This is a genomic window from Sinorhizobium mexicanum (assembly GCF_013488225.1).
Taxonomy (GTDB): domain Bacteria; phylum Pseudomonadota; class Alphaproteobacteria; order Rhizobiales; family Rhizobiaceae; genus Sinorhizobium; species Sinorhizobium mexicanum.
This window is the reverse complement of record NZ_CP041238.1, coordinates 1,853,479-1,879,615: the sequence shown is the minus strand read 5'-3', so window position 1 is coordinate 1,879,615 and position 26,137 is coordinate 1,853,479. Positions and strand designations below refer to the sequence as shown.

At 58.7% G+C, this 26,137-nt stretch carries 21 protein-coding genes; 9 read left to right on the top strand and 12 right to left on the bottom strand.

Translation table 11 applies throughout. The features are described from left to right. Window positions 1-194 precede the first annotated feature (194 nt). Together FKV68_RS08865 and FKV68_RS08860 are read right to left on the bottom strand one after the other, a co-directional pair. A complete protein-coding gene (locus FKV68_RS08865) occupies window positions 195-2,090 on the bottom strand; it encodes a potassium transporter Kup (RefSeq protein ID WP_180941124.1) in 1,896 nt (631 codons plus the stop codon). Window positions 2,091-2,590: 500 nt separating this feature from the next. After that, window positions 2,591-3,022: a hypothetical protein gene (locus FKV68_RS08860; protein WP_180941123.1), complete on the bottom strand. Its 432-nt coding sequence runs from the start codon at window positions 3,020-3,022 to the stop codon at window positions 2,591-2,593. Between the two features lie 202 nt (window positions 3,023-3,224). Here FKV68_RS08860 and FKV68_RS08855 point away from each other — a divergent pair, with 202 nt between their 5' ends. Continuing rightward, a complete protein-coding gene (locus FKV68_RS08855; protein ID WP_180941122.1) occupies window positions 3,225-4,112 on the top strand; it encodes a helix-turn-helix transcriptional regulator in 888 nt (295 codons plus the stop codon). 278 nt (window positions 4,113-4,390) lie between these two features. Next, the gene (locus FKV68_RS08850) at window positions 4,391-5,071 is read left to right on the top strand and encodes a helix-turn-helix domain-containing protein (RefSeq protein ID WP_180941121.1); all 681 of its coding nucleotides are present in this window, start codon (window positions 4,391-4,393) and stop codon (window positions 5,069-5,071) included. 17 nt (window positions 5,072-5,088) lie between these two features. Here FKV68_RS08850 and FKV68_RS08845 read toward each other — a convergent pair whose 3' ends face one another. Next, a complete protein-coding gene (locus FKV68_RS08845) occupies window positions 5,089-6,024 on the bottom strand; it encodes a LysR family transcriptional regulator (protein ID WP_209647180.1) in 936 nt (311 codons plus the stop codon). 535 nt (window positions 6,025-6,559) lie between these two features. Between FKV68_RS08845 and FKV68_RS08840 the strand changes: the two genes are divergently transcribed. The 4 genes from FKV68_RS08840 (at window position 6,560) to FKV68_RS08825 (ending at window position 9,687) form a co-directional block, all read left to right on the top strand. After that, window positions 6,560-8,119, top strand: coding sequence for a sensor histidine kinase (locus FKV68_RS08840; protein ID WP_180941120.1), 1,560 nt, complete (start codon window positions 6,560-6,562; stop codon window positions 8,117-8,119). Continuing rightward, the gene (locus FKV68_RS08835) at window positions 8,116-8,766 is read left to right on the top strand and encodes a response regulator transcription factor (RefSeq protein ID WP_180941119.1); all 651 of its coding nucleotides are present in this window, start codon (window positions 8,116-8,118) and stop codon (window positions 8,764-8,766) included. The genes FKV68_RS08840 and FKV68_RS08835 overlap by 4 nt, the downstream gene beginning before the upstream one ends. A 64-nt stretch (window positions 8,767-8,830) precedes the next feature. Beyond that, window positions 8,831-9,199: a response regulator transcription factor gene (locus FKV68_RS08830; RefSeq protein ID WP_180941118.1), complete on the top strand. Its 369-nt coding sequence runs from the start codon at window positions 8,831-8,833 to the stop codon at window positions 9,197-9,199. Window positions 9,200-9,321: 122 nt separating this feature from the next. Beyond that, complete coding sequence (locus tag FKV68_RS08825; RefSeq protein ID WP_180941117.1) at window positions 9,322-9,687, top strand: hypothetical protein; 366 nt, start codon at window positions 9,322-9,324, stop codon at window positions 9,685-9,687. Between the two features lie 7 nt (window positions 9,688-9,694). On the opposite strand, the gene FKV68_RS08820 is transcribed toward FKV68_RS08825, so the two are convergent. The 6 genes from FKV68_RS08820 to FKV68_RS08795 form a co-directional block, all read right to left on the bottom strand. Then, window positions 9,695-11,365, bottom strand: a complete 1,671-nt coding sequence (locus FKV68_RS08820) for an ADP-ribosylglycohydrolase family protein (RefSeq protein ID WP_180941116.1) — start codon at window positions 11,363-11,365, stop codon at window positions 9,695-9,697. Between the two features lie 14 nt (window positions 11,366-11,379). After that, window positions 11,380-12,042 (bottom strand): DarT ssDNA thymidine ADP-ribosyltransferase family protein, encoded by a 663-nt coding sequence (locus FKV68_RS08815; RefSeq protein WP_180941115.1) that lies wholly within the window; start codon window positions 12,040-12,042, stop codon window positions 11,380-11,382. Beyond that, window positions 12,042-13,448 (bottom strand): 3'-5' exonuclease, encoded by a 1,407-nt coding sequence (locus tag FKV68_RS08810; RefSeq protein WP_180941114.1) that lies wholly within the window; start codon window positions 13,446-13,448, stop codon window positions 12,042-12,044. Before FKV68_RS08810 ends, FKV68_RS08815 begins: the two co-directional genes overlap by 1 nt. Window positions 13,449-13,635: 187 nt before the next feature. Next, window positions 13,636-15,018 (bottom strand): dihydrolipoyl dehydrogenase family protein, encoded by a 1,383-nt coding sequence (locus FKV68_RS08805; protein WP_180941113.1) that lies wholly within the window; start codon window positions 15,016-15,018, stop codon window positions 13,636-13,638. Window positions 15,019-15,159: 141 nt separating this feature from the next. After that, a complete protein-coding gene (locus tag FKV68_RS08800) occupies window positions 15,160-16,611 on the bottom strand; it encodes a catalase (protein WP_180941112.1) in 1,452 nt (483 codons plus the stop codon). A gap of 175 nt (window positions 16,612-16,786) precedes the next feature. Beyond that, window positions 16,787-17,311: a LysR substrate-binding domain-containing protein gene (locus FKV68_RS08795; RefSeq protein ID WP_180941111.1), complete on the bottom strand. Its 525-nt coding sequence runs from the start codon at window positions 17,309-17,311 to the stop codon at window positions 16,787-16,789. Between FKV68_RS08795 and FKV68_RS08790 the strand changes: the two genes are divergently transcribed. After that, window positions 17,312-17,788, top strand: coding sequence for an ester cyclase (locus FKV68_RS08790; RefSeq protein WP_180941445.1), 477 nt, complete (start codon window positions 17,312-17,314; stop codon window positions 17,786-17,788). 102 nt (window positions 17,789-17,890) lie between these two features. Here FKV68_RS08790 and FKV68_RS08785 read toward each other — a convergent pair whose 3' ends face one another. The 3 genes from FKV68_RS08785 to FKV68_RS08775 form a co-directional block, all read right to left on the bottom strand. Continuing rightward, on the bottom strand, window positions 17,891-18,271 hold the full coding sequence (locus FKV68_RS08785) for a c-type cytochrome (RefSeq protein WP_180941110.1): 381 nt from the start codon (window positions 18,269-18,271) through the stop codon (window positions 17,891-17,893). 63 nt (window positions 18,272-18,334) lie between these two features. Further along, the gene (locus FKV68_RS08780; protein WP_180941109.1) at window positions 18,335-20,497 is read right to left on the bottom strand and encodes a xanthine dehydrogenase family protein molybdopterin-binding subunit; all 2,163 of its coding nucleotides are present in this window, start codon (window positions 20,495-20,497) and stop codon (window positions 18,335-18,337) included. Continuing rightward, window positions 20,494-20,973, bottom strand: coding sequence for a (2Fe-2S)-binding protein (locus FKV68_RS08775; protein WP_180941108.1), 480 nt, complete (start codon window positions 20,971-20,973; stop codon window positions 20,494-20,496). The genes FKV68_RS08780 and FKV68_RS08775 overlap by 4 nt, the downstream gene beginning before the upstream one ends. Window positions 20,974-21,603: 630 nt before the next feature. Between FKV68_RS08775 and FKV68_RS08770 the strand changes: the two genes are divergently transcribed. Both FKV68_RS08770 and FKV68_RS08765 read left to right on the top strand, forming a co-directional pair. Then, window positions 21,604-22,662 (top strand): hypothetical protein, encoded by a 1,059-nt coding sequence (locus FKV68_RS08770; RefSeq protein ID WP_180941107.1) that lies wholly within the window; start codon window positions 21,604-21,606, stop codon window positions 22,660-22,662. Beyond that, window positions 22,649-26,116, top strand: a complete 3,468-nt coding sequence (locus tag FKV68_RS08765) for a DUF4062 domain-containing protein (RefSeq protein ID WP_180941106.1) — start codon at window positions 22,649-22,651, stop codon at window positions 26,114-26,116. The genes FKV68_RS08770 and FKV68_RS08765 overlap by 14 nt, the downstream gene beginning before the upstream one ends. Window positions 26,117-26,137: the final 21 nt, after the last annotated feature.

Genomic DNA, 26,137 nt, shown 5'->3' with positions numbered 1-26,137 from the left:
CTTACCATGCGGTTCCGGGGCTCCTTTCGAAGCCAGGGCACTTCGAGACTGGGAAGACTGATCCGCATGTTGAGTACCGGGGAATGATAACGCCAGAAATCGCAAGCTAAGGGTTTGCGCACGTTAGCTGCGTAGGTCGAGATTTCCGCTGCGAACACCAATCACGTTTGGCGCGCTTTCGTGAGCCAGGGGTCTCAGACGAGCACCTGCTCGCCAATCTCGACCACACGGTTGGGCGGCAGGCTGAAATAGTCGGAAGGGTCGATCGCCGCATGCGACATCGCAATGAACAGCCGGTCCTGCCATCCCGGCAGGCCCGTGGTGGGGTCTGACACCAGCTTGCGCCGCCCAAGAAAGAAGGACGTCGACATGATCTCGAATTTCAGCCCCGCTTTCCTGCACATTGCGAAGGCCTTGGAGACATTCTGATCGTCCATGAAGCCAAAGCTGATTGTGAGCTTGCTGAACCGATCTGAAAGCCTCGTCAGTTCGATCCGGTCAGCCTCAGGCACGAACGGAATGCGACGGGTGTTAACGTGAAGGATGATGTTTTGCGCATGCAGCACATGATTGTGCTTGAGATTATGAAGCAGCACCGCAGGAGCCTTGTCCGGCACGCTCGCCAGAAATACGGCTGTCCCGGGAACGTCCGAGGGAGCGTGTTCAGATTCTCGCTCGATTAGTCTGATGAACGCCTCCAGCGGCATGTCGTTGCGGCCAATCTTCTCCTTTACGAAGCGTGTGCCCTTCTGCCAGGTCCACATCATCATCATGATCGTGCCGGCGATCATGATGGGCACGTAGCCACCATCGTGGACCTTCAAGAGGTTGGCTGCGAGGAAAATGCACTCGAGAACGAACAGAGGCAGGAGTACGCTTAGGGTAAAGAGCCTTGACCACCCCCATATCCATGTCAGGAAAGGGAATGCCAGCAAGGTGGTCACCACCATAGCCCCTGTAACCGAGATGCCGTAAGCGGTGGCAAGCGCCTCTGAACTTCCAAAGATAATGACGAGGGCAAGCACGCCGAAGAAGAGCAGCGAGTTGACAGATGGCACATAGATCTGGCCGGTCGTCGTTTCGGACGTGAAGCGTATCTCGAGGCGCGGCAGAAAACCGAGATGGATCGCCTGGCGGGCCAGGGAGAAAGCACCGGTGATGACCGCCTGACTGGCGATGATCGTCGCGAATGTGGCCAGGATCACCACCGGCAGGAGCGCCCATTTGGGAAACATCAGGAAGAACGGATCCTCGACCGCCGTCGGGTGAGTGAGCACCAGTGCGCCCTGTCCGAGATAGTTCAGCGCAAGGGCCGGGAAAACCACCAGAAACCATGCTGTTTGAATGGGTACGCGCCCGAAATGACCGAGGTCCGCGTAAAGTGCTTCCGCGCCGGTGACGGTTAGGAACACCGCACCAAGAACGACCAGACCAACCAGACCCGCATGGGTAATGAAGTCGAGCGCGTAAATCGGATTGAATGCGTTGAGGATCGAGAGATCGTCACTGATGTGAGCGAGGCCGCCGAGCCCCATGACGATGAACCAGACGAGCGTGATCGGGCCGAAGAACTTGGATACGGCCGCGGTGCCCCTCGACTGCACGACAAAAAGCAGCACCAGGATCGTCACCGAGATCGGCAGGACGTAGTCCGCGAGAGCGGGCGTAACGAGCTTTAATCCCTCCACGGCCGAAAGCACGGAAAGCGCCGGCGTGATCATGGCGTCGCCAATGAAGAGGGCCGCGCCCGTCAGGCCAGCCAGAAACAGGAGCGCCGTTCTGCCTTTTGCTTTCTTCATCAGAAGAGCGAGCAAAGAGAGAGTCCCGCCTTCGCCGTCATTGTCGGCGCGAAGAAGGAAAAGCACGTATTTCAGGGTCACGATGATCGTCAGCGTCCAGATCATCAACGAGATCAGCCCGATGACTTCGTTTTCGTGTACGCCATCGTGCGCGAAAGGCCGTAACGCCTCGCGAAAAGCATAAAGCGGGCTGGTACCGATGTCGCCATAGACAACACCGATCGAGCCTAGCACGAGCGTAGCGAAGCGGCCGTGATCTTTGTCCGGATGGCCGGCTTGTGTTGCTGTCATGAGGACCTCGAATGGATTGCCAAGGATGTCGACGCCCGTCATGCATGGCGCAAATTCACGCGTCCATCGAATACCGGTTCCCGGCTCGGGAAGATATTGCGGAAATGTCCGCAGTCAATGTCGGAGTTGCTGTCGAGCGATATCCCCTGTCTGTCGCCGTTTCTTATCCGAAGCGGTATTCGGTCAAGGGCAGCGGTCGCGCGACACGGTCGATTCTCAGACACACTTCGACGTTCGTTTAATGCCAAAGCTGGGAGCATCTATGACTGCGTTCTCGCAGATGCTGTAGGTGATCGGTCTCCGCCAAAACTCCTGCACCGCTCTGGAGTCCACTTTCACCCCAGCAACGGAAATTCCATTCGCTGTCGGCGAAAGACTGCACTGGGCCGAAAGCGGCCGCTAGTGGCATCTCCTACCTAATACCGAAAATGCGAAGGCCCTGTATCGTGGGGTGTCTGGCTGCTGAACCCGCGGAACAAGACATTATCCGCCGGCAGCAGTCATTCTCGAATCGGAGGGTGCGACCCTGCGGCATCACTGTTTTCCATCGCCCGGTTTATTTCGACCAGCAGATTGTTTCGCGCCTCTTCGTTTCTCTTCAAGTCAAGCACATCAACAAGATTAATCGTCGTTTGACCTCCGAGCTCCCGGCAAGGAAGCACTCCTGCCCCGATTCGCCTTTCCAGGAGTACGAGGTCGATGTCGAGGATTATCGCCGCTTGCTCAGGCGTGAGCTCTGGATTGATCGGTCCGAAGCCGATTGCTCCTTCTTCCGACGAAGCTGTGAGAAACTTGGCCACTATGCGGGCGAGCTCAGAAGAGAGACTAACGGTGACTCGGCCGCCTGCAGATAGCTCTTGCAGCACATGTCGCGCTTCTTGGACGAGTTCCGGCTTGAGGCATTCGTATTCAATCCCGGTTCGGCTGTTCATTAGCATCTCCTTCTGCCGACGAGACGAAATAGCGCGGGGTCGACAACTGCGCCAACGAGCTGCTGTAGGGAACTCTACTGCGCTCGGCAAATACCCCCTCCGATCGTAGGGGGTATCCCTACTTCCCGTCCAATAGTTTCCGGGAGCGACCCCAAGGTATCGTGCTGCTGCGTCGCGGTTTTCAAAAGAGGCGAAGGGAACGATGTCGTCCGAGCACGGCTTGCAGATGGAGAAGTACGTCGGTGCCACGAGAGCATCGCAACGTCTCGCCGGGCACCCTAAATCTACAGCTGTTACAGCAGTACGCCTCATCTCGAGCGGCCTGGGTGCGGAGATGACCGCGCCAATTCCGGTGGAAGATACCTACATCGTAAGCCTCCAAATCGAGCGCATCGGCCGCCACGAGCTTTGGAAGGGAGGGAAACTCTCAAATGCCCTTCCCTACGAACGGGACTCGATCAATATCGTCCACCTGGCCGAAGAGCCACGCATCCTCCTTCCCAACCCCTTCGATTGTCTCCAGCTTCACCTGACAGGCGCAGCGCTGAAGTCTTTTGCAGAAGACAATCATGATCGACATATCACCGGCTTCCATGTGACACCGGGCGAGATCAACGAAGTAATCGCAAACCTCGGAAGAGCCTTGCTCCCAGCACTCGCCCGGTCGAATACCGCATCTGGCCTTTACGTGGACCAGCTCATCTTCGGCATGCTCAGCGAGTTGACAACGCGCTATGGCGACCAAGTACCCGCCCGCTGCAACGATGTGGACCTGTCGCCGGCGCAAATACGGGCCGCGCAGGAGATGCTGGTCTCCGAGCGCGGCGACGTCGGTCTCGTCGACCTCGCGCGTGAGTTTCAGATTCCCCTAGCCAGCTTCACGACGGCTTTCCAGGCGGCCACTGGAATGAGCCCGAGTCAGTGGGTCCGCCGCTACCGAATAGACCTGGCGCAAGAACTGCTTCTCACCACACAACTCGCCCTTAGGGACATCGCCGCCAGATGCGGCTTCGCAGACCAGGCACACCTGACTAGGACGTTTAGCGCCGGCGTCGGAATGACGCCCAGCGTCTGGAGACGGAACAGATGAGTAAAGAGAGACGAAGTCCACGAGCGGCAGCCGGCGCTCAGATCGCCCATCTTTTTGGGATTTCGAACTACCAGACACTGAAAACCTCTTCCCTCAGGTCATCTCAGATCACGGTCACCAGATTGTGGACCGACGAAGGCTCGAAAGAGATGACGGCGAACATCCCCGTCGAGAAGGCATCCGTGGTCAGCTTTCAGCTGAAGACGCTTCGGCACCACGAGCTTTGGAAGTTCGACCGTCTCTTCTATTCTGGAGGCTTCGAGAAGGATACGATAAGCATGGTCCACCTGGAGGAAGAGCCGCGGGCGCACCTCCCCACCAGCTATGACTGCTTGATGTTCCACATTCCCGATCTTGTGCTGCGCGAGCTCTGCGAACAAGAGGAGCTCCCGGCGTTCCACGGGCTCGAAGGACGGGAGGCGCGTGTCGACCCCGTCGCCGCGCACCTTTGTCGGTCATTGCTTCCCGCACTGGACGACCCCGCGGGAGCTGGCAGACTGTTCTTCGATCATGTCGGCATAGCGCTCGCCGCCTACTTGCTCGATAACTATCGAGGCGGTTCCAGGCCGTTGGCTCGCTCCAGCAATCTCACGCGATCGCAGATGAACAAAATCGAAGAGTACCTGCTCGCCGATTTGACGAACGACCATTCCCTCGAAGCCGTTGCTGCCCTCTGTGAGATGCCGGTCAGCACGTTCACGAAGGCGTTCAAGGAGACGACGGGTTTCGCTGTTCATCAGTGGTTACGCAACCGGCGCGTTGAGAAAGCGGCTCGCCTCCTTTCGGAATCAAAAGAGCCCATCGCCGGCATCGCCTACGAATGCGGTTTCACCGACCAGGCGCATCTGACACGCGTTTTCACCCGCGTTTACGGAACCACGCCGGGGAGCTACCGATCCCAAATGACGCGGCACAACAGTGCCGACCAGTACCAAGACGCGCTGATAGAGCAGGCTTGAAAGGGGAAGCGAAGCGGTCACTCCTGCTGCCCGTCGAATTTTTCGACTAGGCCAGGAACCGCTGGTTCGAAGAGGGTGGCAGCCCAGTCTACAAACGCGCGAACCAGCGGTGATAGATGCCGGGATGTCGGGTACAAGATCGAAACTGGCGTGGATACAGGTCGGTATTCGGCCAGTAGCTCCACAAGCTGACCTTTGTCGAGAAAAGGCTGTACGATGTAGTCCGCCAGTCTCACAATCCCATGATGGCCTAGCCCCAACGAAAGATAAGCGGACGTCTCGTTGACTGAGACTTCGCTGTCCACTTGGATAGTTTCCGGTTTTCCGCGATTCATGTAAGTCCATTTTTCGGCGGTACCGTTGCCATGAAAGTACCCAATGAGCTTGTGTGCCTCGAGGTCGGCCGGCGTTTTCGGCGCAGCGTTTGCGGAGAGATATTCCGGAGTTGCGCATGTGATCCAGTTGAATCTGCCAATGCGCTTGCCGACCAAAGCAGAGTCGGCCAATTCGCCGGTTCTAATTACGCAGTCGATGCCCTCCTGAACCAGGTCCAGGCGGCGGTCGTTTGCTCCGATCGCGATCCGAATTCCTGGATGACGGCTTCTAAAGAGGTCCAGCTTAGGTATGACCACCGACGTCGCGATCGACACCGGCATGTCTACACGGAGCCTCCCTTCAAGAGACTTGAGGTCCCGTCGAAGGCTTGCCTCGACAGCGTCGATGTCGTGTAAAATCCGGCGGCATTCCGCATAGTACGCTTCACCATCGGCTGTAAGACTGAGATTTCTCGTGGTCCGCTGCAGCAACCGGACGCCGAGGTGTTTTTCGAGGCGGTTCATCGCCATCGTGACCGACGAACGAGGTGCGGAGAGCGTTGCGGCTGCTTTGGAGAGGCTGCCAGCCTCTACCACCCTCACAAAGACTTCCATGGTTTTCAAACGATCCACGGTCATGACCTCCTTCGTCTTTCAAATGAAGGATGATGTATGCGGTGAACCTGCATTATTCAATTCGAGAAGTCTTGGAGATGGATGCCAATGGCACTTCCAATGCAGGAAAGTATCCGTGGTCAAACCTGAGTATAATTTAAAAGCACAGCCGTCGATGGTAGTTCTGTTCTTGTCCGCAGCGAAAGAGCTCCCCTCCTCTAATAGAGCGGACCACGCGCGCAGGCGCGTTGCCTGCTTCGGTCTCCCCTCCCGCCGAGGCAGCGCGGACAGTAGGTCCGCCGAGGCCGTCCCCATGCCGCTGGGGACGGCCTCCATTTCAGCTATCTTTCCTGAACCACGTCGTCCCGTAGTGGTGACTATGCTCGAGTATAATCTATCCCACCTGATGGCCTGTGGTAATTTCCACCCGTATTCGTGGGAAGCTCGATGAGGCGCGACGGGGCTTGCTAAAGTCTGCTGTCGTGCGAGCTGAAGAGTCCTCAACGTAACTGTCGACTTCGTCGAATGCGGGAGTGCTCGGGTGACGACGAGTGGATGGATGAAAGATGGGCTCTCGGGCCAAGACGTAGCTCAGGAACTCCGCACAGCGATGTTTGCGCTCCCGCTCACGGGCGCGGTCTTCTACATTGACGCCTTCACGACGATTGAAAGCGCAATCGCGGTGCTGTACGTGGTCGCTCTTCTTCTCGCGGCTCCCGTCCTCTCGCGGGTCGCAACGATCGCGGCAGCTAGTATATGTGGCGTTCTAGCCTTTCTCGCCTTCGCCATAGGTCATAGCGACGGCCTTGATTTCGCCAGTTCCTTGCGACTCGTCGTTTCGCTGGCGGCGCTTTCTATCACGTGCGCCCTGATCCTCCGCAACGATGCGGCCCACAATCAGCTGATCCAAGCAAACAGCGCGCTGTCAGAAAGCGAGAGTCGCTACCGCTCGATCTTCGAAGAAAGCCGAGTGGCGCTTTGGGAACGGGACTACTCATTGGTCCGGGAGTTTCTCCTTTCGCTGAAGGCGGCAGGTGTTCATGATTTCCGCACCCACGCCTCCGCCAATCCGCACGTCATGGCAGAAGCGGTCTCACGAATTCGAACGATCGCGGCCAACGACGCGGCTAGAGAGCTCATTGGACTCCCTCCTGGACAACAGATTCCGGCTACGTTGCAGTCGCTTCTTCCGACTAACATGGAGTCGATGGCCGAGATTCTCGACTGCATCTTCCGCGGTGGCAACCGTTTCGAGGGCAAGTGCACCATCGTCGCTTACGATGGGAGCGAACGCGAGGTCCTGTTGAGCCTGAGGTTTCCAGACGATCCTGCTGCTTTCAGGCGCGTAGCCGTTGCCATGTTCGACATCACACATCGTGAAAAGACCCATCGGGCGTTACGTGACGCCCAAGCGGAGCTCACAAACGCCGCCCGTGCAGCCACCATGGGAGCAATGTCGGCCTCCCTTGCTCATGAGTTGAACCAGCCTCTGGGAGCGCTTGTCGTAAATGCTCAGACCTTGGTGCGATGGCTCGACAAAAACCCGCCCGATCTGGTCGCGGTGAGAGGCTCAGCCGAGCGTATGATCCGAGACAGTCAAAGGGCGAGCGACATTATTCTGAACACTCGCAATTTCATCAAACAGAAGAGGCGGAAGTTCGAGGAAGTCTCGATAACGGACCTTGTCGAGGAAACTCGTGCCCTCATGGATCACGAGCTCCAGCGGGACTCAGTGCAGTTGACGTTGGAGGTCGAAGAAAGTCTGCCGACCGTGTACGCGGTCCGGATAGAGCTGCAACAGGTCCTGATCAATCTAATTTCAAATGGCATCCACGCGGTCTCGGGTGTTCCTGAGAGCGATCGACTCATCCAGCTGTCACTGGGGCGAAAGGGCAGTGAGGCGCTGTCGCTGAAAGTGAGAGACTTTGGTCCGGGGATGAGCGACGACATAAAGGAGAAGCTTTTTGCCCCCTTTTTCACCACCAAACCGAACGGGATGGGAATCGGTCTTTCTATCAGCCGCGCCACGATGGAGGGAATGGGAGGAAGTCTGACCGGAATGAATGCAACCAATGGAGCATTGTTCGAAATGACGATACCTCTCAGGGCGACGCAGTGAGCCCGCAGCAGACATCTCCCGAAGCAGTGCCCACCGTCCACATTATCGAGGACGATGAGGCTTTTCGTGAATCGCTGACTGACCTTTTCCGCTCCGCCGATATCGCAGTTGTAACCTACCCGAACACAGCGGACTTCCTGAACTCTGCAGGTCTCCGGGGACCCGGCTGCCTACTGCTGGACGTCCGCCTGCCTGGGGTAAATGGCCTCGACTTTCAGAGTGAGCTCGAACGAACCGGAATCCGCATGCCGATTATCTTCATGACGGGCTACGGAGACATTCCGATGAGCGTGAGAGCGATGAAGGCGGGTGCTCTGGATTTCCTCGCGAAGCCGTTCGGAGACCGGGACGTGCTCGACGCCGTCCGCGAGGCCTTCGAAGTAAACGCCAAGCGACAGCAACAATCCGAATTGATCGGCGCACTTGCGGCAAGATACAGGAGCCTCACGCAGCGCGAACGTGAGGTAATGCAGGAGGTCGTGAAGGGGCTCATGAACAAGCAGATCGCGTTCAACCTCGGCATTAGCGAGATTACGGTGAAGATTCATCGCGGGAACGGCATGAGGAAAATGGAGGCAAAGTCCGTCACCGATCTCGTCAAGAAGTTTGAAATGCTGGAAGCCAATCAGCCTCACACCGACGTATGATACCGCGGCCTCCGGTTCCGGGATATCGTCAACCCTGAACCAGACCCACGAAAGCTCCACGTCCGTGTCCTCGCCCTTGACCGTAGCCATCGTTGACGACGATGACGCCATCCGAGAAGCTCTTGACAGCCTTGTGAAGTCTTGCGGGTACACAAGCCAGGTCTTTGCATCCGCAGAGGACTTTCTGGCTCATGGCGACAGGGAAGGGATCGGCTGCATCCTCCTGGACGTCAAAATGCCGGGTCTCAGCGGTTTGGAACTTCAGGACCGCCTAAATCACCAACCGCCCAAGCCGCCCATCATTTTCATGACATCGTATCGAGACGAGAAAACCCGCAGTTCAGCGATGGATGGCGGCGCTTTGGCGTTCCTCGCCAAGCCCGTAGAAGTCGACTGCCTCATTCATTTTATCGAAGTCGCCCTCGCGAGGTGACTTGCTGGCGGGGTCGGGAGCCGCCGACACCGCCTTCAGATGCGCAGATCAACCTTCCGCCGGCGCTTGTCTGAGGCAAGCAATCGATTGACCATGGAGAATAACCCCATGGAGATTGCCCAATGATCGACGCCGCTTCAGCCTACTGCCTCTCGACCCACACCAGCGATCGCCTTGACCCGCCTGACTACGAAGCCATATTCCATGAATCAGTTACAGATCGCGACTCTCGTTCGTATTGGGAGGCCGCAGCCTCTGTCCTGAATGACGTTTTCCACCGCGACGGCGAAATCCATGCATCCCAGCTTAGGTATGTCGCGAGGGTCTATCCCGAGCGCGTAACCGTCGAGGAGGCTGACGACGTTTGGACGACGGTTTTACCGGAGACTCGCCAGGCATGGTCCGATGCCGCTCTCAGTGCCACCGCCCTTGTGCGCGGCGGTTATCGCCATTCCGTTGGCGCTCTAGCGGACTCCATGCGTCTCTAACGCACACTTAAACCCTTTTGCGTCGCGACCTTACTGCCTTGGCTACGATTGCCGAGAAAGCAATCGCGGCCTCGACACCGTTTTCGCGAGTGGCCAACGCGAGAAGTATTCGCCCAATCAGCGCAGCCGGAAAACCACTATCGATGACCAGGGACGTCAGGGCGTCCAAGTCCAACTTCTCCAGATCGGGTTCGACGACGCGCCGAGCTTCGACATTCCCACCCGTTACGAAACTGGATTGGCTTCCCGCGAAGAAGTCGGGTTGCCGAGATTTGGGTGGAGATGGTGCTGGCGATCGTTGCGATGCCTGTTTCGCTGGCACCGGCACTAGAGGTGCATCGGCGGGGCCGAGCAACCGGGGTTTACGCCTCCGTTTTGTTAGAACAGTCTGTCCGAAGGGAAGCGAGGCCCACTGCCAGATGGCGTCGTTGGTCTCGTATTCCTCGCCGATTTCCTTCAGTCCGCCCAAGCCCGCCATGAACAGCGTGCCGTTGAGAAGACCGACGCCATCGCTCTGCGTTGTTGGGGGAGTCCATGACAGGAGGTCGGGGTAGTGAAATGAGGGGACCTTCTGGCCGCTGGACAAAGCAGCCATGCGTCTGGCTTCGCTCGCGATGTAATCCTTATCCTGGATATCCCAAGTCATGTCGACCGACGCGAAGCATCCGAAAATAGCCCCGGCCATCGATGCAATTGTGTCGGTATCACTATGGAGTGCGTTGGCAGCTATGAGCAGCGCGTCTTCCTCTCCCACTTTCCCCACGTAGTTCGCGACCACTGCGGCTGCCAAAGCGGTCCCGATGCCTGCCCCTCTCGTGGCTTCGTCAAGGCAGCCAAGTGCCTGCAGCACATCCTCATATCTTGCGGGGCTGTCGGCAAATTCGGCTATCTCGCCGATAGCCCGTTGCGCCTGCGTAATTTCGTCCTTGAACGCATCACCCAAGGAACGGCCAGCTTTGCTCTCCCAGGCTTTGAGCCAGAAAAGCCCCAACTTGTCATCCGACTTGATGATGGCTTCGCAGTATTCCAGATGCTGTATGAAATTGCGCCATTCATTGAGTTCGGGAGCCCGTCCTTCGTTCAGCGCGTAGGCAACACAAAGCGAATGGAACACGGCACCGCCGATGCCTTTGGGAGCGCCGTGCGTGATCACGGAATCACGAAGGACGTCGGGCAGAAATGTATCAGGCCGCGAGGGATCAGATTTCCATACGTGGGGCTGTATCCTCATCGCGGCACCGTTTCCGCCGGCAACGAAGTAGTTACGGCCGTCGGCCTGACCGAAGAAGTTATTAAACCAGCTTACGCTCGTCTTCGCGAGATTTGAGGCTGCGGCCGAGGTTCCGCGTCCTGCGCCCAGTGAGTAGCTGCTCCAAACAGGCAGTTCGATCTTAGCGAAGGCTTCGGCATCGAATACACCCGTAGGGCCTGTAGCTCTTCCCACAGCCAACCTGAGTTGGGTGTCATCGGAATAGGTTCCGGCAGGCAGCCTTACAGTCGGGCCGAACTTTCCGCCGATGCGGCGTCGCCATTCAACGGTACGAGATACGGACGAAGAACCTGTGCGATGGCGCACTGTTCCCTCGTCCCCGAGCTCGGTGATCCAGCCCAGAGCATCGCCGGCCGCGGCCCAAAGAGCCGATCCGATCACGGCTGCTTGTCGGTCTCTGGACGTCACAGCTTCAACCTCCGTCAATTGCCTTGACCCTCGAATTTTGCCGGGGCCACAACTACCTCCACATCCGCACGATTATAGGTGCCGAGGTACGCTGCAATCCGGTCGGCGAGGTCGCCGTCGGCTACGTAGACACGCTTGAGGTTCCGCATGTCAATCTGCCCCGGGTAAAGAACCTCAGCCTGTTCACAGGTCGTGAGGTGGTCGGGTCTGTCTTTGCGGAGAACGGTGTTATTCCACCATCGCGAGACCGACGCGGCGAATAGCGCCTTGAACCCTGCAAGGCCCTTCTGGCGTTGCGTCCCGCTGTAGATGTTGTTGGTCGTCGAGAAATATACGCCTTCATCATCCAGGATGGCCGGGTCGAAAGCCATAATGACCCAGAACAAATCCTTTCCCGCGTGCCATCTCAGTGACGCCCTGAATAGGTTTGTTGTGATTTCCGATACGCTCAGATTGACGTAGTCGATCCAATTCTCGTGCTGATTGAACGTGCTCTCCTCTTCCTTTCTGAACTTGGAATTCAACGTCAGGATATGAACAAGGCTATCCTCGTCTTTCAGACGATGACGTGAAAGCAAAGCGTTGGTGTGAAGGCATCCAGTAAGGCCTTTGTTTGTCGTAAAATGGAGGATTTCCGTGATTCCACGGCCGACGGCGAAGTCTCTGATTTCGCCCATTACAGTTCGCTTTCATCGATCGTCGTCGGGACGAAATACTTCACCAGACCCGAAGCCTCGGAGGGCTTGTAACCGATGACGACGCTTTTGCGCGCGCGTGCGACGGCCATCGCGAGAAGTCGGCGAAGCACCTGATGCTGGTCGTCATCAGCGTCCTCGTCGTGGGGGGTGTTTTCCTGATTGAGACCAATGATGATGACGTGGTCGAATTCCAGGCCTTTGGCGCTGTGCATCGTGCTGAGAACGATGTTGACGTCGTTGTTTGCCCACGTGCGCTCGCGTGTGATGTCCTCATAGGGCAGTCCTTCCGCGTCGAGGCGATCCCTGATGTCTGCAAACCATCCACCGCCCTGCGGCTTTAGAAACGCAACCGTCTCATTGGCCAGATCGACATTGCCCTTGATATAGCCGATGGCCGCGGACAGTTGCTTGTTGTACTTGCCCTTGAGGACGGCGGGCTTGGGGCCATGGCTTGTCGCCATTTTCAGGTCAGGCATCGTCCCATCGTCGTCAAGCTTGAGACCGGCGACGATTCCGCTTGCGAATGCCGCGATCTCCACCGTGTTTCGGTGGTTTTTGGACAGGCGGTGAAACTGGGCTTGACCGGCGTCGATGCCCGCTTCCTTCCACGTATAGCCCCGCGGGTAGAGACGCTGCGCGGTATCGACAACGAGCGTAAATGCATGGGCGTCGTCTGCGAGGTGCTTGCGCAACGCGCGGATTTGGTTTGCGGAGAAATCCTGCGCCTCGTCGACAACGATGATCTGATATCCCATGCTGGCTGCGTTAGCCGCGGCGGCCGTGATGTCCTCCCAATCGACCTGTCTCTTGGCGATCAGTTCCGCGTTGTAGGCATCTATGACCGATAGTATCTTTTCGCGGGTGGCCTTCTCGACACGGGGCGAGATTCCCCGCCCAGTCCGCTCCGTATCCAAGTAGCTTTTGTAGTCGGCGGGCGAAAAGCGGCCGCGGAGGTATTCAACCTCAGATGCGAGGAAGGTCGAGGATAGTTTGAGGTCATGAACTGCCGAAAGTTTCGCCAGCGCGTATTCGCGCGCGTCGCGGCCGATCACGTCGTTGTTGTGAGTGAACCTCATGGCCCATTGAGCGAAGGTGGCAACCTCGAGTTCCACGCCTCCGCCCGAGGACGCCTGTTGCTGAGCCAGAGCTTCAACGTAACCGCAAAGCGTACGGTTGTAAGTGAGAACCAACGCCCTGACCGGGGTCTGGATTTCCAGCCGAGCGTGCCGTGATTTGAACATATCGCTCAGATTGCGTAGGCGGAGCAACGCCGTGGTCGTTTTCCCGCTGCCGGCCGCGCCACGGATAATTTCCGTTCCGGTCCGAACCTCCGCAATTATCTTGAGCTGCTCATCCGTGGGGCGGGGCGAACCGAGGACCTTCATTCCAACTCCGTGCACGCTATGGGGTCATGATTTATCTAACGCGTCCTGTGCGAAACAACACGTCAGGGTGGCTGTGAGTCAATCGTCAGCAAGTCGCGAAAGGCGCAACCATACCTGCGTATAAGTTGTACGACTATTGAAGTCCCGGTTTTCCCCAGGTTGTTGCAGAGATGCTACATATTTCCGCTCAATCCGGGGCGCGGACGTTCGCGAAAAGCATATTCAGGCCTTCCGAAATGGTCGGGTGCGCGAAGATGCAGTCTCGCAGAGCCGTATAGGGAAGTTTCCCGAGCATCGCCATTTGGACGACGCTCATCACCTCGCCGGCGTTCTCGCCGAGCATGCTGAATCCAAGTATCTCATCGGTGTGTCCTGCAACGATGGCATTCATGAACCCTTCCCGGCGGGATAACGTTCGAGCGCGTGGGATGACGTCCATCGGCAGCTTTGCAACACGGTAGGCCAAACCTTCCCGACGAGCGTCCTCTTCATTGAGCCCGATGCGGGCATATTCCGGATCGATGAAAACACAATATGGAATGGTTCTGTCGGTCGTGCGTCGGGTCCCGCCGTTAAGGTCACTTTTGACGATCCGGTAGTCGTCGAGCGACGCGTGGGTAAACATCGGCGTTCCGGCGACCTCCCCCATGGCCCAAATACCATTCGCCGTGGTTCTGAGATGATCGTCGACCTCAATGAAGCCGCGCTCGTCGGTCGCTACGCCGGCGATCTCCAGGCCGATATCCTTGGTCCGCGGCCGGCGGCCGGTGGCGACAAGCAGGTGCGTGCCGTCAAAGCGTCTCCCATCAGCAGCCGTCACCGTGACGGCTAAGCCGGACTTCCCTTCAACTGCAGCCACGTCGCACCCGAGCACCACTTCCAAGCCCTCGGTCTTCATCGCCGCCAGTATACTGTCGGCGACGTCCGCGTCCTCCCGCGGCAGGAGACGTTGGCCACGCTCGATGATCGTCACCTCGGTACCCAGTCTTTTAAAGGCCTGACCAAGCTCAAGCGCGATGAAGCCGCCACCGAGGATCAGCAGCTTGCGGACAGGTTCGCCGATGCGCAACGCTTCAACATGTGTGAGGGGATTGGCGTCTTTGAGTCCGGGGAGGTCCGGGATTTCGGCGAGCGTGCCGAGGTTGATGAAAATACTGTCGGCTGTCACGTGCCGCGGACCAGCGGTGCCCGCCACCGCGATGATTCTGGGTGCCACGAACGCGCCCCACCCCAACAACAGCTCGAGGCCGCTGGCGTCGAACCCCGATTGGTTTGTCCTGACCATCTCGCCCACCACGTTCGCGGTACGGGCGGCGACAACTCCCATATCCGGTTCGGCTGTTGCTTCGGGGAAGCCGAACTGCGCCGCCTGCCCGAGCGTATGAGCGATCTCGGCACTACGGATGAACGTCTTACTCGGAATGCACGCGACGTTGATACATGAGCCGCCTATCATCCCGGCCTCGATCATTGCCACTTTCCTTCCCGCGCGGGCTTCGTCCATGGCAAGCGTTTTTCCCGCTTTACCGCCACCGAAGACGACGAGGTCATACTTTTCTACGTTAGTCATGGATTGGTTCCTTTGGGCGCTGCGCGGCAGAATCTCACGGTAGCGGCGGATATTGAACATTGCGTCCAGGCGTTCACGGCGAAACGTGTCGCCTGGATCGATCGCGGAGCTGACAAAACCGCGGCTCGGGACTGCGGTCTGCTAGAGCGAGAACCCGACTGCTTTCGCCACCCCTTCCCCGTACGCCGGATCGGCGCGCCGGCAGTTCTCGATGTGTCGCCGTATGCCCTCCTGGCTCGCTCCGTCGATCGCTCGGGCCGTGTTTTCGAACAGGACCTGTTTCTGCGAGGGGGTCATCATCCGGAAGAGGTTGCCCGGCTGCGAATAGTAGTCCTCGTCCACGCGGTGGTCCCAATGCGCCGCGGGACCGTCGACGGAAAGCGGTGGCTCCGAGAAGTCGGGCTGATCCTGCCACTCCCCTGCGCTGTTCGGAAAGTACGAAGGTGTTCGGCCGAGGTTGCCGTCCACCCTCATCTGTCCGTCGCGATGGTAGCTGTGTACGGGGCACCGCGCAGCGTTGACGGGGATGTGGTTGAAATTGACCCCCAGACGGTATCGCTGAGTGTCTGCGTAAGAAAACAGGCGGGCCTGCAACATCTTATCGGGGGAGAAGCCGATACCCGGCACGACATTCGCCGGCGAAAATGCCGCCTGTTCGACTTCCGCGAAGAAGTTCTCGGGGTTCCGGTTCAACTCCATGACCCCGACTTCGATCAACGGGTAGTCGGCGTGAGGCCAAACCTTGGTGAGATCGAATGGGTTGAGACGATAGCGCGCCGCGTCGGCTTCCGGCATTATCTGCACATACATCGTCCACCGCGGGAGGTCTCCGCTTTCGATGCTGTAGAAGAGGTCCCGCTGATTGCTTTCCCTGTCCTTCGCGATGATCGCCTCCGCCTCGGCGTCCGTCAGATTTTCGATGCCCTGTTGCGTCTTCAAGGTGAATTTCACCCAGAACCGCTGGTTTTCGGCATTGATGAAGCTGAAAGTGTGGCTACCGAAGCCGTGCATGTGTCTGAAGCTTCGCGGGATACCGCGGTCGCTCATCACGATAGTCACCTGGTGAAGCGCTTCCGGGAGCAACGACCAGAAGTCCCAGTTGTTGTGGGCGCTGCGCATGCCAGTTCGCGGATCGCGCTTGATGGCGTGGTTTAGGTCGGGGAAGCGCAACGGGTCGCGGAAAAAGAACACGGGCGTGTTGTTACCAACGAGGTCCCAATTGCCTTCCTCGGTGTAGAATTTCATGGCGAAGCCGCGGATATCGCGCTCGGCGTCCGCTGCGCCGCGTTCTCCGGCGACTGTCGAGAAGCGCACGAACATGGGCGTCGTCTTGCCGACCTCGGAGAAGAGCTTTGCGCGGGTGTAACGGGTGATGTCGTGGGTGACGGTAAAGGTCCCGTACGCGCCCGCGCCCTTGGCATGCATACGGCGCTCCGGGATAACCTCGCGGTCGAAGTGTGCCAGCTTTTCGATCAGCCAGACGTCCTGCAGCAGCGCTGGACCGCGGGGGCCTGCGGTCTGGATGTTGAGGTTGTCCACGACCGGAGTTCCGGAGGCAGTGGTCAGTGATTTCTCTTTTGCGTCGTTCGTCATCGAGAGTTGCTCCGTCTTGGGGAGGCTCGTAGTTTCGCGACGCTTGTCCCGTTGTCTTGTATGACGTCAGGGATCGTTGAAGGGGATGCTTGCCGCCGTGGCTACACTTCCTGCCAGACACGATGTAGCAAGTCGGCGAACCAGATCAGGCCAGCATCCTTCGCGCGCGAGTGGGTCACGACATTGAGACTGAACGTCTCCATCGGGAACGGCGGCGGGACCTTTTCCAAATTGAAGGTGCCCGCATAAGTATCTGCCAGCCTCTTGGGAACGGTAGAAATAGATCGGTATTCGCAACCGTACTCAGAGCGGCCATGAAGAGCGGCACGGATGCTACAACACGGCGCTTTCGCCCAGCCGTCAGCAGCGCCCGGTCGGCTGATCCGTAATGTTCGCCGGAGAAAGACACGAGCAGATGTTCGGCTTCCAGATAGCGCTCCAGGTCTGGTTGCTCGGCAAACACGTGTCCTTTCCTCATGACGACCGAGTAGCTGTCTTCGGACAGGGAGGACGCCCGATAGCCATCCGGCAGGAGGTCAAATCGCCCGATGGCGAGGTCCACGTCGTCTGTGCGCACGTGATCCAGTGCAGCCTGCCCAGTACCGAACCGCAGAGAAAACCGAACTCCTGGAGCCTCGTCCGCCAACGCGGCGCGTAGCGCAGGGGCGAGCAGTGCGGCGACGTAGTCGACGGTGGTCACCTGGAAGAGCCGCGTAGACGTCTTTGGGTCGAACCCGCCGCGCCCGCGAAATCCGACGACCTTAGTGTCGACCAGGCGAAGGAGATCATCGCGCCGTTCTACGACGCCCTGAATCAGCCTGCGAAGAAGGACGTGGCGGCGTTGCTCGCGAGGGCGACCACCGACGATTGGATCACTTGTAGGGGAGAAGGCTCATGCCTGAACCGGGAGCAATTGGTCCCTGCTTTCAAGGCGCGGGGCGAGACAATCCCCGACCTACAGTGGGAAATCCGCGACGTGGCCGTGGCCGGCGACAAAGTCATCGTGCGTGGTCAGGCAAGCGGGACGCCTGTGAAGGACTTTTTCGGAGTCTCTCCGACCGGCAAATCCTTCACGATCATGTCCATCGACATCCAGACGATCCGCGATGGCAAGATCGCGCACTCCTATCATGTGGAGGACTGGGCGGGAGCGGTCAGGCAACTGAAAGCACAGTAAGGGCCCGTTCGCTCTGTCAGAGTTGATGCCTCGGTTGCGCGCGCCGGCCTCTGGAAGGGGGCCGGCGCTTCCAAACACATGCAAGGTTCGCGCCGATGCGCGTCAGTTCCCCGCGGCCAAGGACTTGAGGTACAAGATGACGCTCTGACGTTCGTCGGGCTTTGGAACGCTGAGGGTCATCTTGGTCCCAGGTACGAGCTTTCGCGGGCCCTGAAGGAAGCTGTCCAGGGTCTTCTCATCCCAAACCAGGGTCGAGGACGCCAAACCGGGAGAATAGTTGTAGTCGGCGGCTTTCCCGGCCGTCCTTCCTACGATCCCCGCAAGTCCCGGGCCCGTCTTGTTCTGATCCGTCGCTGCGTGACATGCAGCGCAACGTTTGAATACTTTCTCTCCCTGCTCCAGGCTGCCTTCCGCCAGTGCGGCAGACAGGTGGATCGGCATGACCAAGACCATGGCCAAGGCAATTTTAAACGAGCGATACATTGTAGCCTCCTTTACTGGGCCGATCGATGCGACGATCCGGTGTAAGCGAGCGAGTTCGGTGGGTTATGACTTGAGCAGTTCGGGCGTGATCGGAAGCTGTCTGACCCGCTTCCCGGTTGCAGCGTAGACCGCGTTCGCGACAGCCGGGCCGATACCAGAGGTGCCGGATTCGCCGACGCCGAAGGGCTTGTCACCACTATCGATCAGATGGACCGTCACACGCGGGGCCTCGTCCATCCTGACTGCTGCATACGTGTCGAAGTTGCCCTGGTCGACACGTCCGTCGGTGAAGGTTATTTCCCCGTACAGAGTCGCTGAGAGCCCGAATATCGCCCCGCCCTGTATCTGGGCTTTGACAGTGTCGGGATTGATGATTTTTCCGCAGTCGACCACCGAGGTGACCTTCGACACTCTCACCGCCCCTGCCTTGTCAACAGTGGCTTCGGCGATGTGCACGAGGATCGTTCCGCCAAAGTCTTGGAGAAGCGAGATACCTCGGCCGGTGCCCTCGGGTAGCGGCGTGCCCCAGCCGGATTCTTCCGCGGCCTTATCGAGGACTGCTAGCGCACGGGGATTGTTCTTAACGTGCGCGCGCCGGAACTCGAGCGGGTCTTTCCCGGAGAGGGCTGCAAGTTCGTCGACGAAGCCTTCGACGATGAAGACGTTGTGAGTGGTGCCCACTCCCCGCCAGAAACCGGATTGGAACGAGTGATCCTCGTGGCGGACGTAGTCGACATGGATGTCCGACAGTTCATACGGCCCGGTCGCACTGGTGACCGCATCGGGATCGAGACCGTTCTGCACGGCTACCGGCAGCCACCGCGCCAGGGGCGACGGACCGACGACACGGTGAAACCAACTCGTGATGTGGCCCTCGGTGTCGAGGCTAGCCTTCAGCCTATTGAAGTAGGCGGGGCGATAGAAGTCGTGTTGGGTATCCTCTTCCCGACTCCAGATAACCTTGACCGGATAATCCACCTGCCGTGCGATCAGTACCGCCTGGGTGACATTGTCTGCCTCGGCCCGCCGACCGAACGAACCCCCAAGGTACTGGTTATGGATTTCGACGCGGTCCAGCGGTAGGCCGGCGGCGGCAGCCGCCGCCTTTTGCGCCCGCGTTGCCGCTTGCGTTCCGAGCCAGACGTCGCACCTGCCATCGTGAATGTGTGCCGTGCAGTTCAACGGCTCCATTGGCGCGTGCGCCAAGATCGGAAGCCGGTAGTCCGCCTCCAGGCGACGCTCAGCCCGTGAAAAGACGCCGGCGACGTCGCCTTTCTGGACAGCGACGACACCATCGCGTTCTGCCCCATTTTCAAGATTGGCCATGTGCTGAGTTGTCGAGAACTGGGCATTCGGCCCGCCATCCCAGGTCACCACAAGGGCATCCAGCCCCTTCTTTGCGGCGGCCCAGTGATCCGCGATGACAGCAACGGCGTCATGGATGCGTATGACATCGCGCACGCCCGCGATCTTTCGCGTGGCACTGTCGTCGACGCTAGATACCTGGCCGCCAAGTACTGGCGACGCAATCACTGCGGCGATCTTCATGCCAGGTAGGCTGACGTCGATCCCGTATTGCGCTGTCGCCGCCACCTTCTGCGGTGCGTCGAGTCGCTTCTGTGGTGTGCCGATCAGTTTGTACGATGACGGGTCTTTGAGGACGACCTGCTTGGGCACGGGCATCGTCGCGGCGTCCGCCGCAAGGTCACCGTAACCGATGCGTCGAGCAGACTTGCCGTGCACCACGAAGCCACGGTCAGCGTGGCACTCGGCGGCGTCCACGCCCCAGCGGATGGCCGCGGCGGCGACGAGCATCATCCGGGCAGCGGCACCTGCCTGACGCATGGGCTCCCATGCAGCCCGCATCGAGAGCGACCCGTCTGTTTCCTGCGCGCCCATAATCGGATGAGCATAAAGCCCATCATTGGCCGGCGCGTGCTCGAGTTGCACGGCGTCGAGACCGACCTCGAGTTCTTCAGCGATCAACATGGGAACGGAGGTGTACGTGCCCTGCCCCATCTCGACGTACGGCATCGTAAGGATAATGGTGCCGTCAGTTTCGATCCTGATGAAGGCATTCGGGATGAAGGCCTGTTGGGCAGCTTCCTTCGCGGAAGCCGGGTCGAAGGAAACGCCGATCAGAAAACCTCCTCCGGCCGCGGCACTGGCCAGGAGGAAGGAACGACGCGACAGTCCGGCGTGTGGCCGATCGGAGACGTGTTTCATTGTGCGTTCTCCATCGTCGCATCGAGGTGAGCGGCATACTTGATCGCGTCGCGAATGCGGTTGTAGGTTCCGCAACGACACAGATTTCCGGACATCGCCGCGTCTATGTCTTCATCTGTCGGATCAGGGGTTTCGGTCAGCAATGCGGCTGCCGACATCAGCTGACCAGGCTGGCAATACCCGCATTGGACGACCTCGAAATCGAGCCATGCCTTCTGAATACGACGTCCGGGGTCTGAGGTCGCCAGCCCTTCGATCGTTGCTATCTCGGATGTCCCGACGCTGTCGATCGGCGTCTGGCAAGCCCGCGTCGCGACACCATCGATATGCACGGTGCAGCAACCGCAGAGACCCACGCCGCACCCGAACTTAGTGCCTTTGAAACCGAGGATGTCACGCAGAGCCCAAAGCAGCGGCGTATCGCCGTCCGATTCCACGGTCATGCTGCGACCATTGACGTTGAGGTTGTAGGCCATTCGTCCATCTTCCCTATTTGACAGCCAGCACGACCGCCCTGAGCAACCGTCGGTCGCGTGCGAACCGGACTGGTCGCGTTCGGAGGAGACATAGCGAGCTCAGCGCCGCGCTCCAACGCCGTCAGAATGGACATCTGAGGTCAATTTTCTTGAACAAAGGGAGGAAGTGTTGAAGGTGCTCTACCCGAAAGACCCTCGGACTTTCGCGGGCGGTCGAAGCTGGCCGTGGTACGGCACGACGATCGAATCACTGGAATTCCCGGCCACGAGTTCGGCTTCCTTGTCAAAGCTGGTCTTGTGGCCGAGTACGCACATATGCCGACGGGCGGAACATATGGGTCGAGATACTCCCGAAAGCAGGTTTCAGAGGTCGTCGAGCGCTGCCGCTCGGTGACGGCCGTCATGCCCTCCGGGGACCTGAAGATCCCTATCTCCAAGGCAAAGAGCGTCAATATCAAGCCAAGAGAGCTGCTTGCAATGATCAGGCGAGCTCTGCAAAATATTTGTGAATATCGTTTATCCCAAGAAGGTCCTTGAGCTGTTCCCCTGTGAAACACGCACTCTACAACTTATTGTTTGCGCATGGGAAAGCGCAGGCATCAACGCAAAGCAAAGACTGAACAATCGTCGATGAAGGTTCGGGGCTTCGAATTCGGCCATCTGAGAAAATCCCTCTTCGCGCATACGTCGAGCATTGCGTTCAACCAACATATGGTCGACGCCAAGGTCTTCGCTTGCGCATATGGATACGACACGGCTGCGGGATATCCGTTTCCAGTGCCTGCCCTGACGATCGTGGGAGAGAAAGCCGACAAATTGCTTGCGGCCTCTGAAATCCTCAAGGAATGGGGATGTGAGGACGACGGTGATGCAGTCGATATTGAGGTCGTTCTGCGCCGTGATGGCAGCTACCTTTTCGGTATGCAGCCGAATCTTCGTCGCGGAATGTACCGTATGTCCAAGGATCAGGACCTGCAGGACGTCATTTTTTTCGGTGCAACCTGGATCAAGAAGATCGACTCCACCAATCCGATCCTCCTGCAATGGAAGGACGACACACGTTCCAAGCTATCTCCGGTTTTGGTCAGCCTAGCGACCGCGCAGTCCAAGTTTGGGATTCCGCAGATAGACACGATCAAGCGCGTGCCCGGCGCACTGACCTTCGTCAAGTTCGACCTCAAGATCGCTTCCGAGGAAGAAAATCCAAATCACTTGCTGCTCGATATCGTAGACGGTCGAAAGCCATCTCTTGGCAAACCAAAAATCGCGAAACCCCGAGAGATCGCACAGCGTCGCCAGCGCGTGATAGACATTGCCTTTGCGGTATCGCGGGACCGCGTCCGCCGACTGAAACTCCATGAGCAGCTCGTGGACCATCTCAAGGTCGACGATATTACTATCGCCCAGGCGACTCAGGCCGCAATCAATGTGCAGCTCAGTCGCGAGTGGTGCGGACTGGACCATTATCCGATGGAAGACTTCTCGGCGGAAACATGGTGGGATCGCACCTTTTTCAGGGTGGAGATGACGACGCTTCCCGACACGATCGGCAAGATCGAGATTGCCGTCGTGACTCGCCAGCTGGAGCTGGACGTGGCAGCGGTTCTCCGGGGCCACGGCGCGGAGGTATCCACCAAATTCAATATCAATCAGCGGCAGTTCGTGAGGCTCGGTTATGGTGGGGGTTGAGGACCTCGATCGGGTAATCACCCGCGACAAGCTGGACATTTTCGTAAGCTCGCGCCTGCAGGAGTGCAGAGCAGAGCGAACTGTCGCCCGGAATGCGATCCAGGGCATCAACCATAACCCCATCCTGTTCGAGCACATCGGCGCGCGATCGATGAGCCCGCGGTCGATGTACCTGTCGCGTCTTCGCGACTCCCAGATCATGGTGGCGATATACCGCCTGGGATACGGTTACATCGATGTCCAGGGCGGGATGACAATCTCGGGCCTTGAAGACGAGCTGAGATATGCTCGCGACCACGGCATCCCTACCCTGCTCTACGTATTGCGCGACGATACGGGCCGCGAGGAGCGGCTCAAGAAGATGATCGAAGGCACTTCCTCCGATCTGGTCATCTCGTTTTACGGCGAGCCGCAGGAGCTGGAGAACCGAATCCGGGACGATGTCACCGCCGAGATCACACGATCCGTGCTTCGGCCGGAGCTCGCCCGTGGCGTTTTGGAAAACTCGCCCGCCGAGTTGCTCAATCGTGCGACCAGCAGACAGGGAACCCTCCTTGATCGGGAAGCCCTTATTGAAGAGCTGAAGCGTCGATCGGAGCAAGACCCGACGTTGGTTGTCGTCGGTCGAGCAGGTATCGGTAAAACGACGCTGACGGCACAGTTCGCGGCGAAGCACGGCGCGAAGTACGTCCGCGTTAACGGCCTGACGCCCTTCGAGTTGTTCGGTGTTTGCGCCCAAGCACTCAATGGGTCTGAAGCGGGCAAAACGCCGTCTACGCTGCAGGGTGCCATGTTGGCGTTTTCCTCTGCTTGGGCGGATGCCGACAATGTGACGCTCGTCATCGACGAGTGCGAGTTCCCCGACGAATTGCTGAGGGCCCTGGCGTTGGGCGGGGACACGTCTCCGGCGAGGCGGGTAATAGTCACGTCACGCGATCCACTACCCGACCTTCCCTTCCTCGAGATACCCGAGTTTTCCAGTGCCGAGGCGGAGACCATTGGCGCACGTGCGGGCGCAAGCGGCTCACTACTTCTCTTCTTGGGGTCGAAAGGCGAGCCGATCGATTTGTGGCTGCGATCGAACGCGACGGTCGTGGCTCAAGAGGCGCTCAACTATATGGTGCTCAGCCCGATACCTTTGGCGGCAGACGATCTTCTAGCCCTCATTGGCGACGGTACGGCTGGGATAGAGAAGCTCTATGCGGAGCTTCGTTCGGTCAGCCGGCTGGTCGACGACAGTCCGGTGGGCTTCCGGCTCGCTCGGGACGATATTTCACAGCAACTCAAGAACGCCGTGATTTCGACGCCACAACGCTTGCGGTTCTACGTGACGCGCCTGGAGCAGCACTTCGAGGAGGCATCGGACTTCCGCTCGGCATATTTGGTCGCCGAACTATTAGGTGCGCAGGAAGCCGAAAAGTTCAGCAAATCGGCGCTGCGGCAATCGGCAATGGTCGGCGACAACCGCACTGGACGGCGGATTGTAGAGAGCCTGCTGAAAGATGCCACCGACCACGACCGCGGAGATGACGCGCTCGATTTGATGCTGATGCTCATCTATCCGATGGACCTCATGGGAGACGCAGTACGCGCCTCCAGTCTGCTGCAGCAGGCGGAGGCGCTGGCTAAACTCCTTGGTGAAGAGCAGGTTGCACGGGTTGCCGAGGTTAAGTTGGCATCGCAAGCACGGCGTACGTTGTCGGCGGCCGATGTCGAGGGTCTCCTTGAAATCTGGGGGAGCTACGCCGAACTCGGCCTCACCTGGGATCACGCGCGAATTGGCCTGGAGCTCAGCGCGCTTTATATCTCCAGCAAGTCGTTTGAACGGGCCGTCGAGGTTTTGCGCCCGACCTTGGCAGAGTTCCACGAAATTGAAGACGACTACGGCGTCGAGCTTACCGAGCGCAATCTCGCGGCGGCGTTGGCAGGCATTCCCGGAAACGACGTCGAGGTCGACCAGATTATCGAGCGAATCACGATCCGGGCAAGCGCCACTATCGATCCGCGTCGTCAGCGGGCGTGGCACAACAACATCCTCAGTCGTCGTTACAGGACCTCGGGACGGCTGGACGACGCTGAGCGGGTGACCAAGGAGACCGTCGAGCTCAGCTTGGAGATAGGCGAAGAGCAGCTCGCGGCACTGAACTACATTAACCTCGGAAACGTCTACCGCGACAAGAAAGAGGTCGCCAAGGCCCTAGAGGCTTACGACCTGGCTGGGCGAATGGCTCAGCGTTGCGCCCGCCGCGATATAGAGGCGGACGGTTCGCGCCTGCGAGCCGGTGTCCTCAACGACCTCGAAGAGAGCAAGGATGTCGTGGCTGATCGCTTCGAGGAAGCCAAGGTATTTGCGTTGCATGCTATCGGGTTGTTGACCGACACCATCTACCACGAGGGGCTTGCCCGGTCGTATGTCGAATTGGCATCCGCGGAAAGAGATATGGGAAATGTCGCCGCTGCCGCGGTCGCGTATTTCAACGCCGCCTCGCAATTCCTCCTAGTCCCCGATACCGAGGGATACGACCACGCGATCGTTCGCGCGTCGGAGCTGGCTCTCGATTTCGAGGAAGCCTTCTACGCCGAGCAGATGTGCAAGGCGTATGGGCTGCCGCCGCCTCGTGATGAAGCATTGGGCGATCTGTTTATCGAGCTCGTCGAGCCGATGCTCCGGCAGGCACCGCGAGATTTCTTCACTCGGATGCTTGGTCGCCATTTCGAAAGTCTTCGCAGCAATTTGCCGCCATTGGTAAGACCAGTTTTGCTTGAGGTGGTTTGCGACGCCATCGAGGCGCTCTCGATTGACGTAAAGGACGCCGGGGAAAGGTGGCGACTCCTCTACCCCGGTTTCCTGCTGCCCTTCCTTTCCCAAGATAACCGTGGGCTGTCGGTGTTCAGCAGGTTTGCAGCGGCAACGACGAGATCGGTCCCAGGTCTGGATGTCAGATACGCGCAAAACGACGATTGCATCTGGACGGTCACTTTGGAACTGCGCGAGCCTGTAACCATCAGCCTTCTGGCGATGGACGACACTCCGACAACCGCCGCGGCGATACAATGCCTGGCGTACTTTTTTAAAGCCTTCGAAAACGAGATCGGTGCACTGATAGGCAACACCGAAGTCCATGAGCTTTCCCTTCAGGTGGCGAACTTCGAGGAAATGCCACAGGATATTCGAGAAATGTCGACACAGCGGTTCGACTTGGCGGGAACGCTTGCAAAGCTAGCCTGTGCTGTTAGCCGTACGGACGACTTCAGCGGCGAAACGCCGACGTTCGTGTTCTTGGATCGCACCTTCCTCGAGGAGGCCACGGTGGGTGAAGGCGTGAGCGGATCGATGCAGACGCTGTTTGGCCTCACTCTAATCGAGATCATCTATCGGTGCTTCCGGGGCCAGGTCGATCACGAGGAAATCAGGCCCAAGATCGTCTCATTGGTCAGGCAGACGATCTCATAAACGTGGATCGCGGGCGACGCG

Bases quoted from the DNA above. Each gene is read 5' to 3' on its own strand.
- FKV68_RS08810 (WP_180941114.1), bottom strand. From the start codon at position 13,448: ATGAAGGTCCTCGGTTCGCCCCGCCCCACGGATGAGCAGCTCAAGATA.
- FKV68_RS08850 (WP_180941121.1), top strand. From the start codon at position 4,391: ATGGTCCACCTGGAGGAAGAGCCGCGGGCGCACCTCCCCACCAGCTAT.
- FKV68_RS08805 (WP_180941113.1), bottom strand. From the start codon at position 15,018: ATGACTAACGTAGAAAAGTATGACCTCGTCGTCTTCGGTGGCGGTAAA.
- FKV68_RS08845 (WP_209647180.1), bottom strand. From the start codon at position 6,024: ATGACCGTGGATCGTTTGAAAACCATGGAAGTCTTTGTGAGGGTGGTA.
- FKV68_RS08765 (WP_180941106.1), top strand. From the start codon at position 22,649: ATGGTGGGGGTTGAGGACCTCGATCGGGTAATCACCCGCGACAAGCTG.
- FKV68_RS08860 (WP_180941123.1), bottom strand. From the start codon at position 3,022: ATGAACAGCCGAACCGGGATTGAATACGAATGCCTCAAGCCGGAACTC.
- FKV68_RS08840 (WP_180941120.1), top strand. From the start codon at position 6,560: ATGAAAGATGGGCTCTCGGGCCAAGACGTAGCTCAGGAACTCCGCACA.
- FKV68_RS08825 (WP_180941117.1), top strand. From the start codon at position 9,322: ATGATCGACGCCGCTTCAGCCTACTGCCTCTCGACCCACACCAGCGAT.
- FKV68_RS08770 (WP_180941107.1), top strand. From the start codon at position 21,604: ATGAAGGTTCGGGGCTTCGAATTCGGCCATCTGAGAAAATCCCTCTTC.
- FKV68_RS08780 (WP_180941109.1), bottom strand. From the start codon at position 20,497: ATGAAACACGTCTCCGATCGGCCACACGCCGGACTGTCGCGTCGTTCC.
- FKV68_RS08865 (WP_180941124.1), bottom strand. From the start codon at position 2,090: ATGACAGCAACACAAGCCGGCCATCCGGACAAAGATCACGGCCGCTTC.
- FKV68_RS08785 (WP_180941110.1), bottom strand. From the start codon at position 18,271: ATGTATCGCTCGTTTAAAATTGCCTTGGCCATGGTCTTGGTCATGCCG.
- FKV68_RS08855 (WP_180941122.1), top strand. From the start codon at position 3,225: ATGTCGTCCGAGCACGGCTTGCAGATGGAGAAGTACGTCGGTGCCACG.
- FKV68_RS08815 (WP_180941115.1), bottom strand. From the start codon at position 12,042: ATGGGCGAAATCAGAGACTTCGCCGTCGGCCGTGGAATCACGGAAATC.
- FKV68_RS08775 (WP_180941108.1), bottom strand. From the start codon at position 20,973: ATGGCCTACAACCTCAACGTCAATGGTCGCAGCATGACCGTGGAATCG.
- FKV68_RS08800 (WP_180941112.1), bottom strand. From the start codon at position 16,611: ATGACGAACGACGCAAAAGAGAAATCACTGACCACTGCCTCCGGAACT.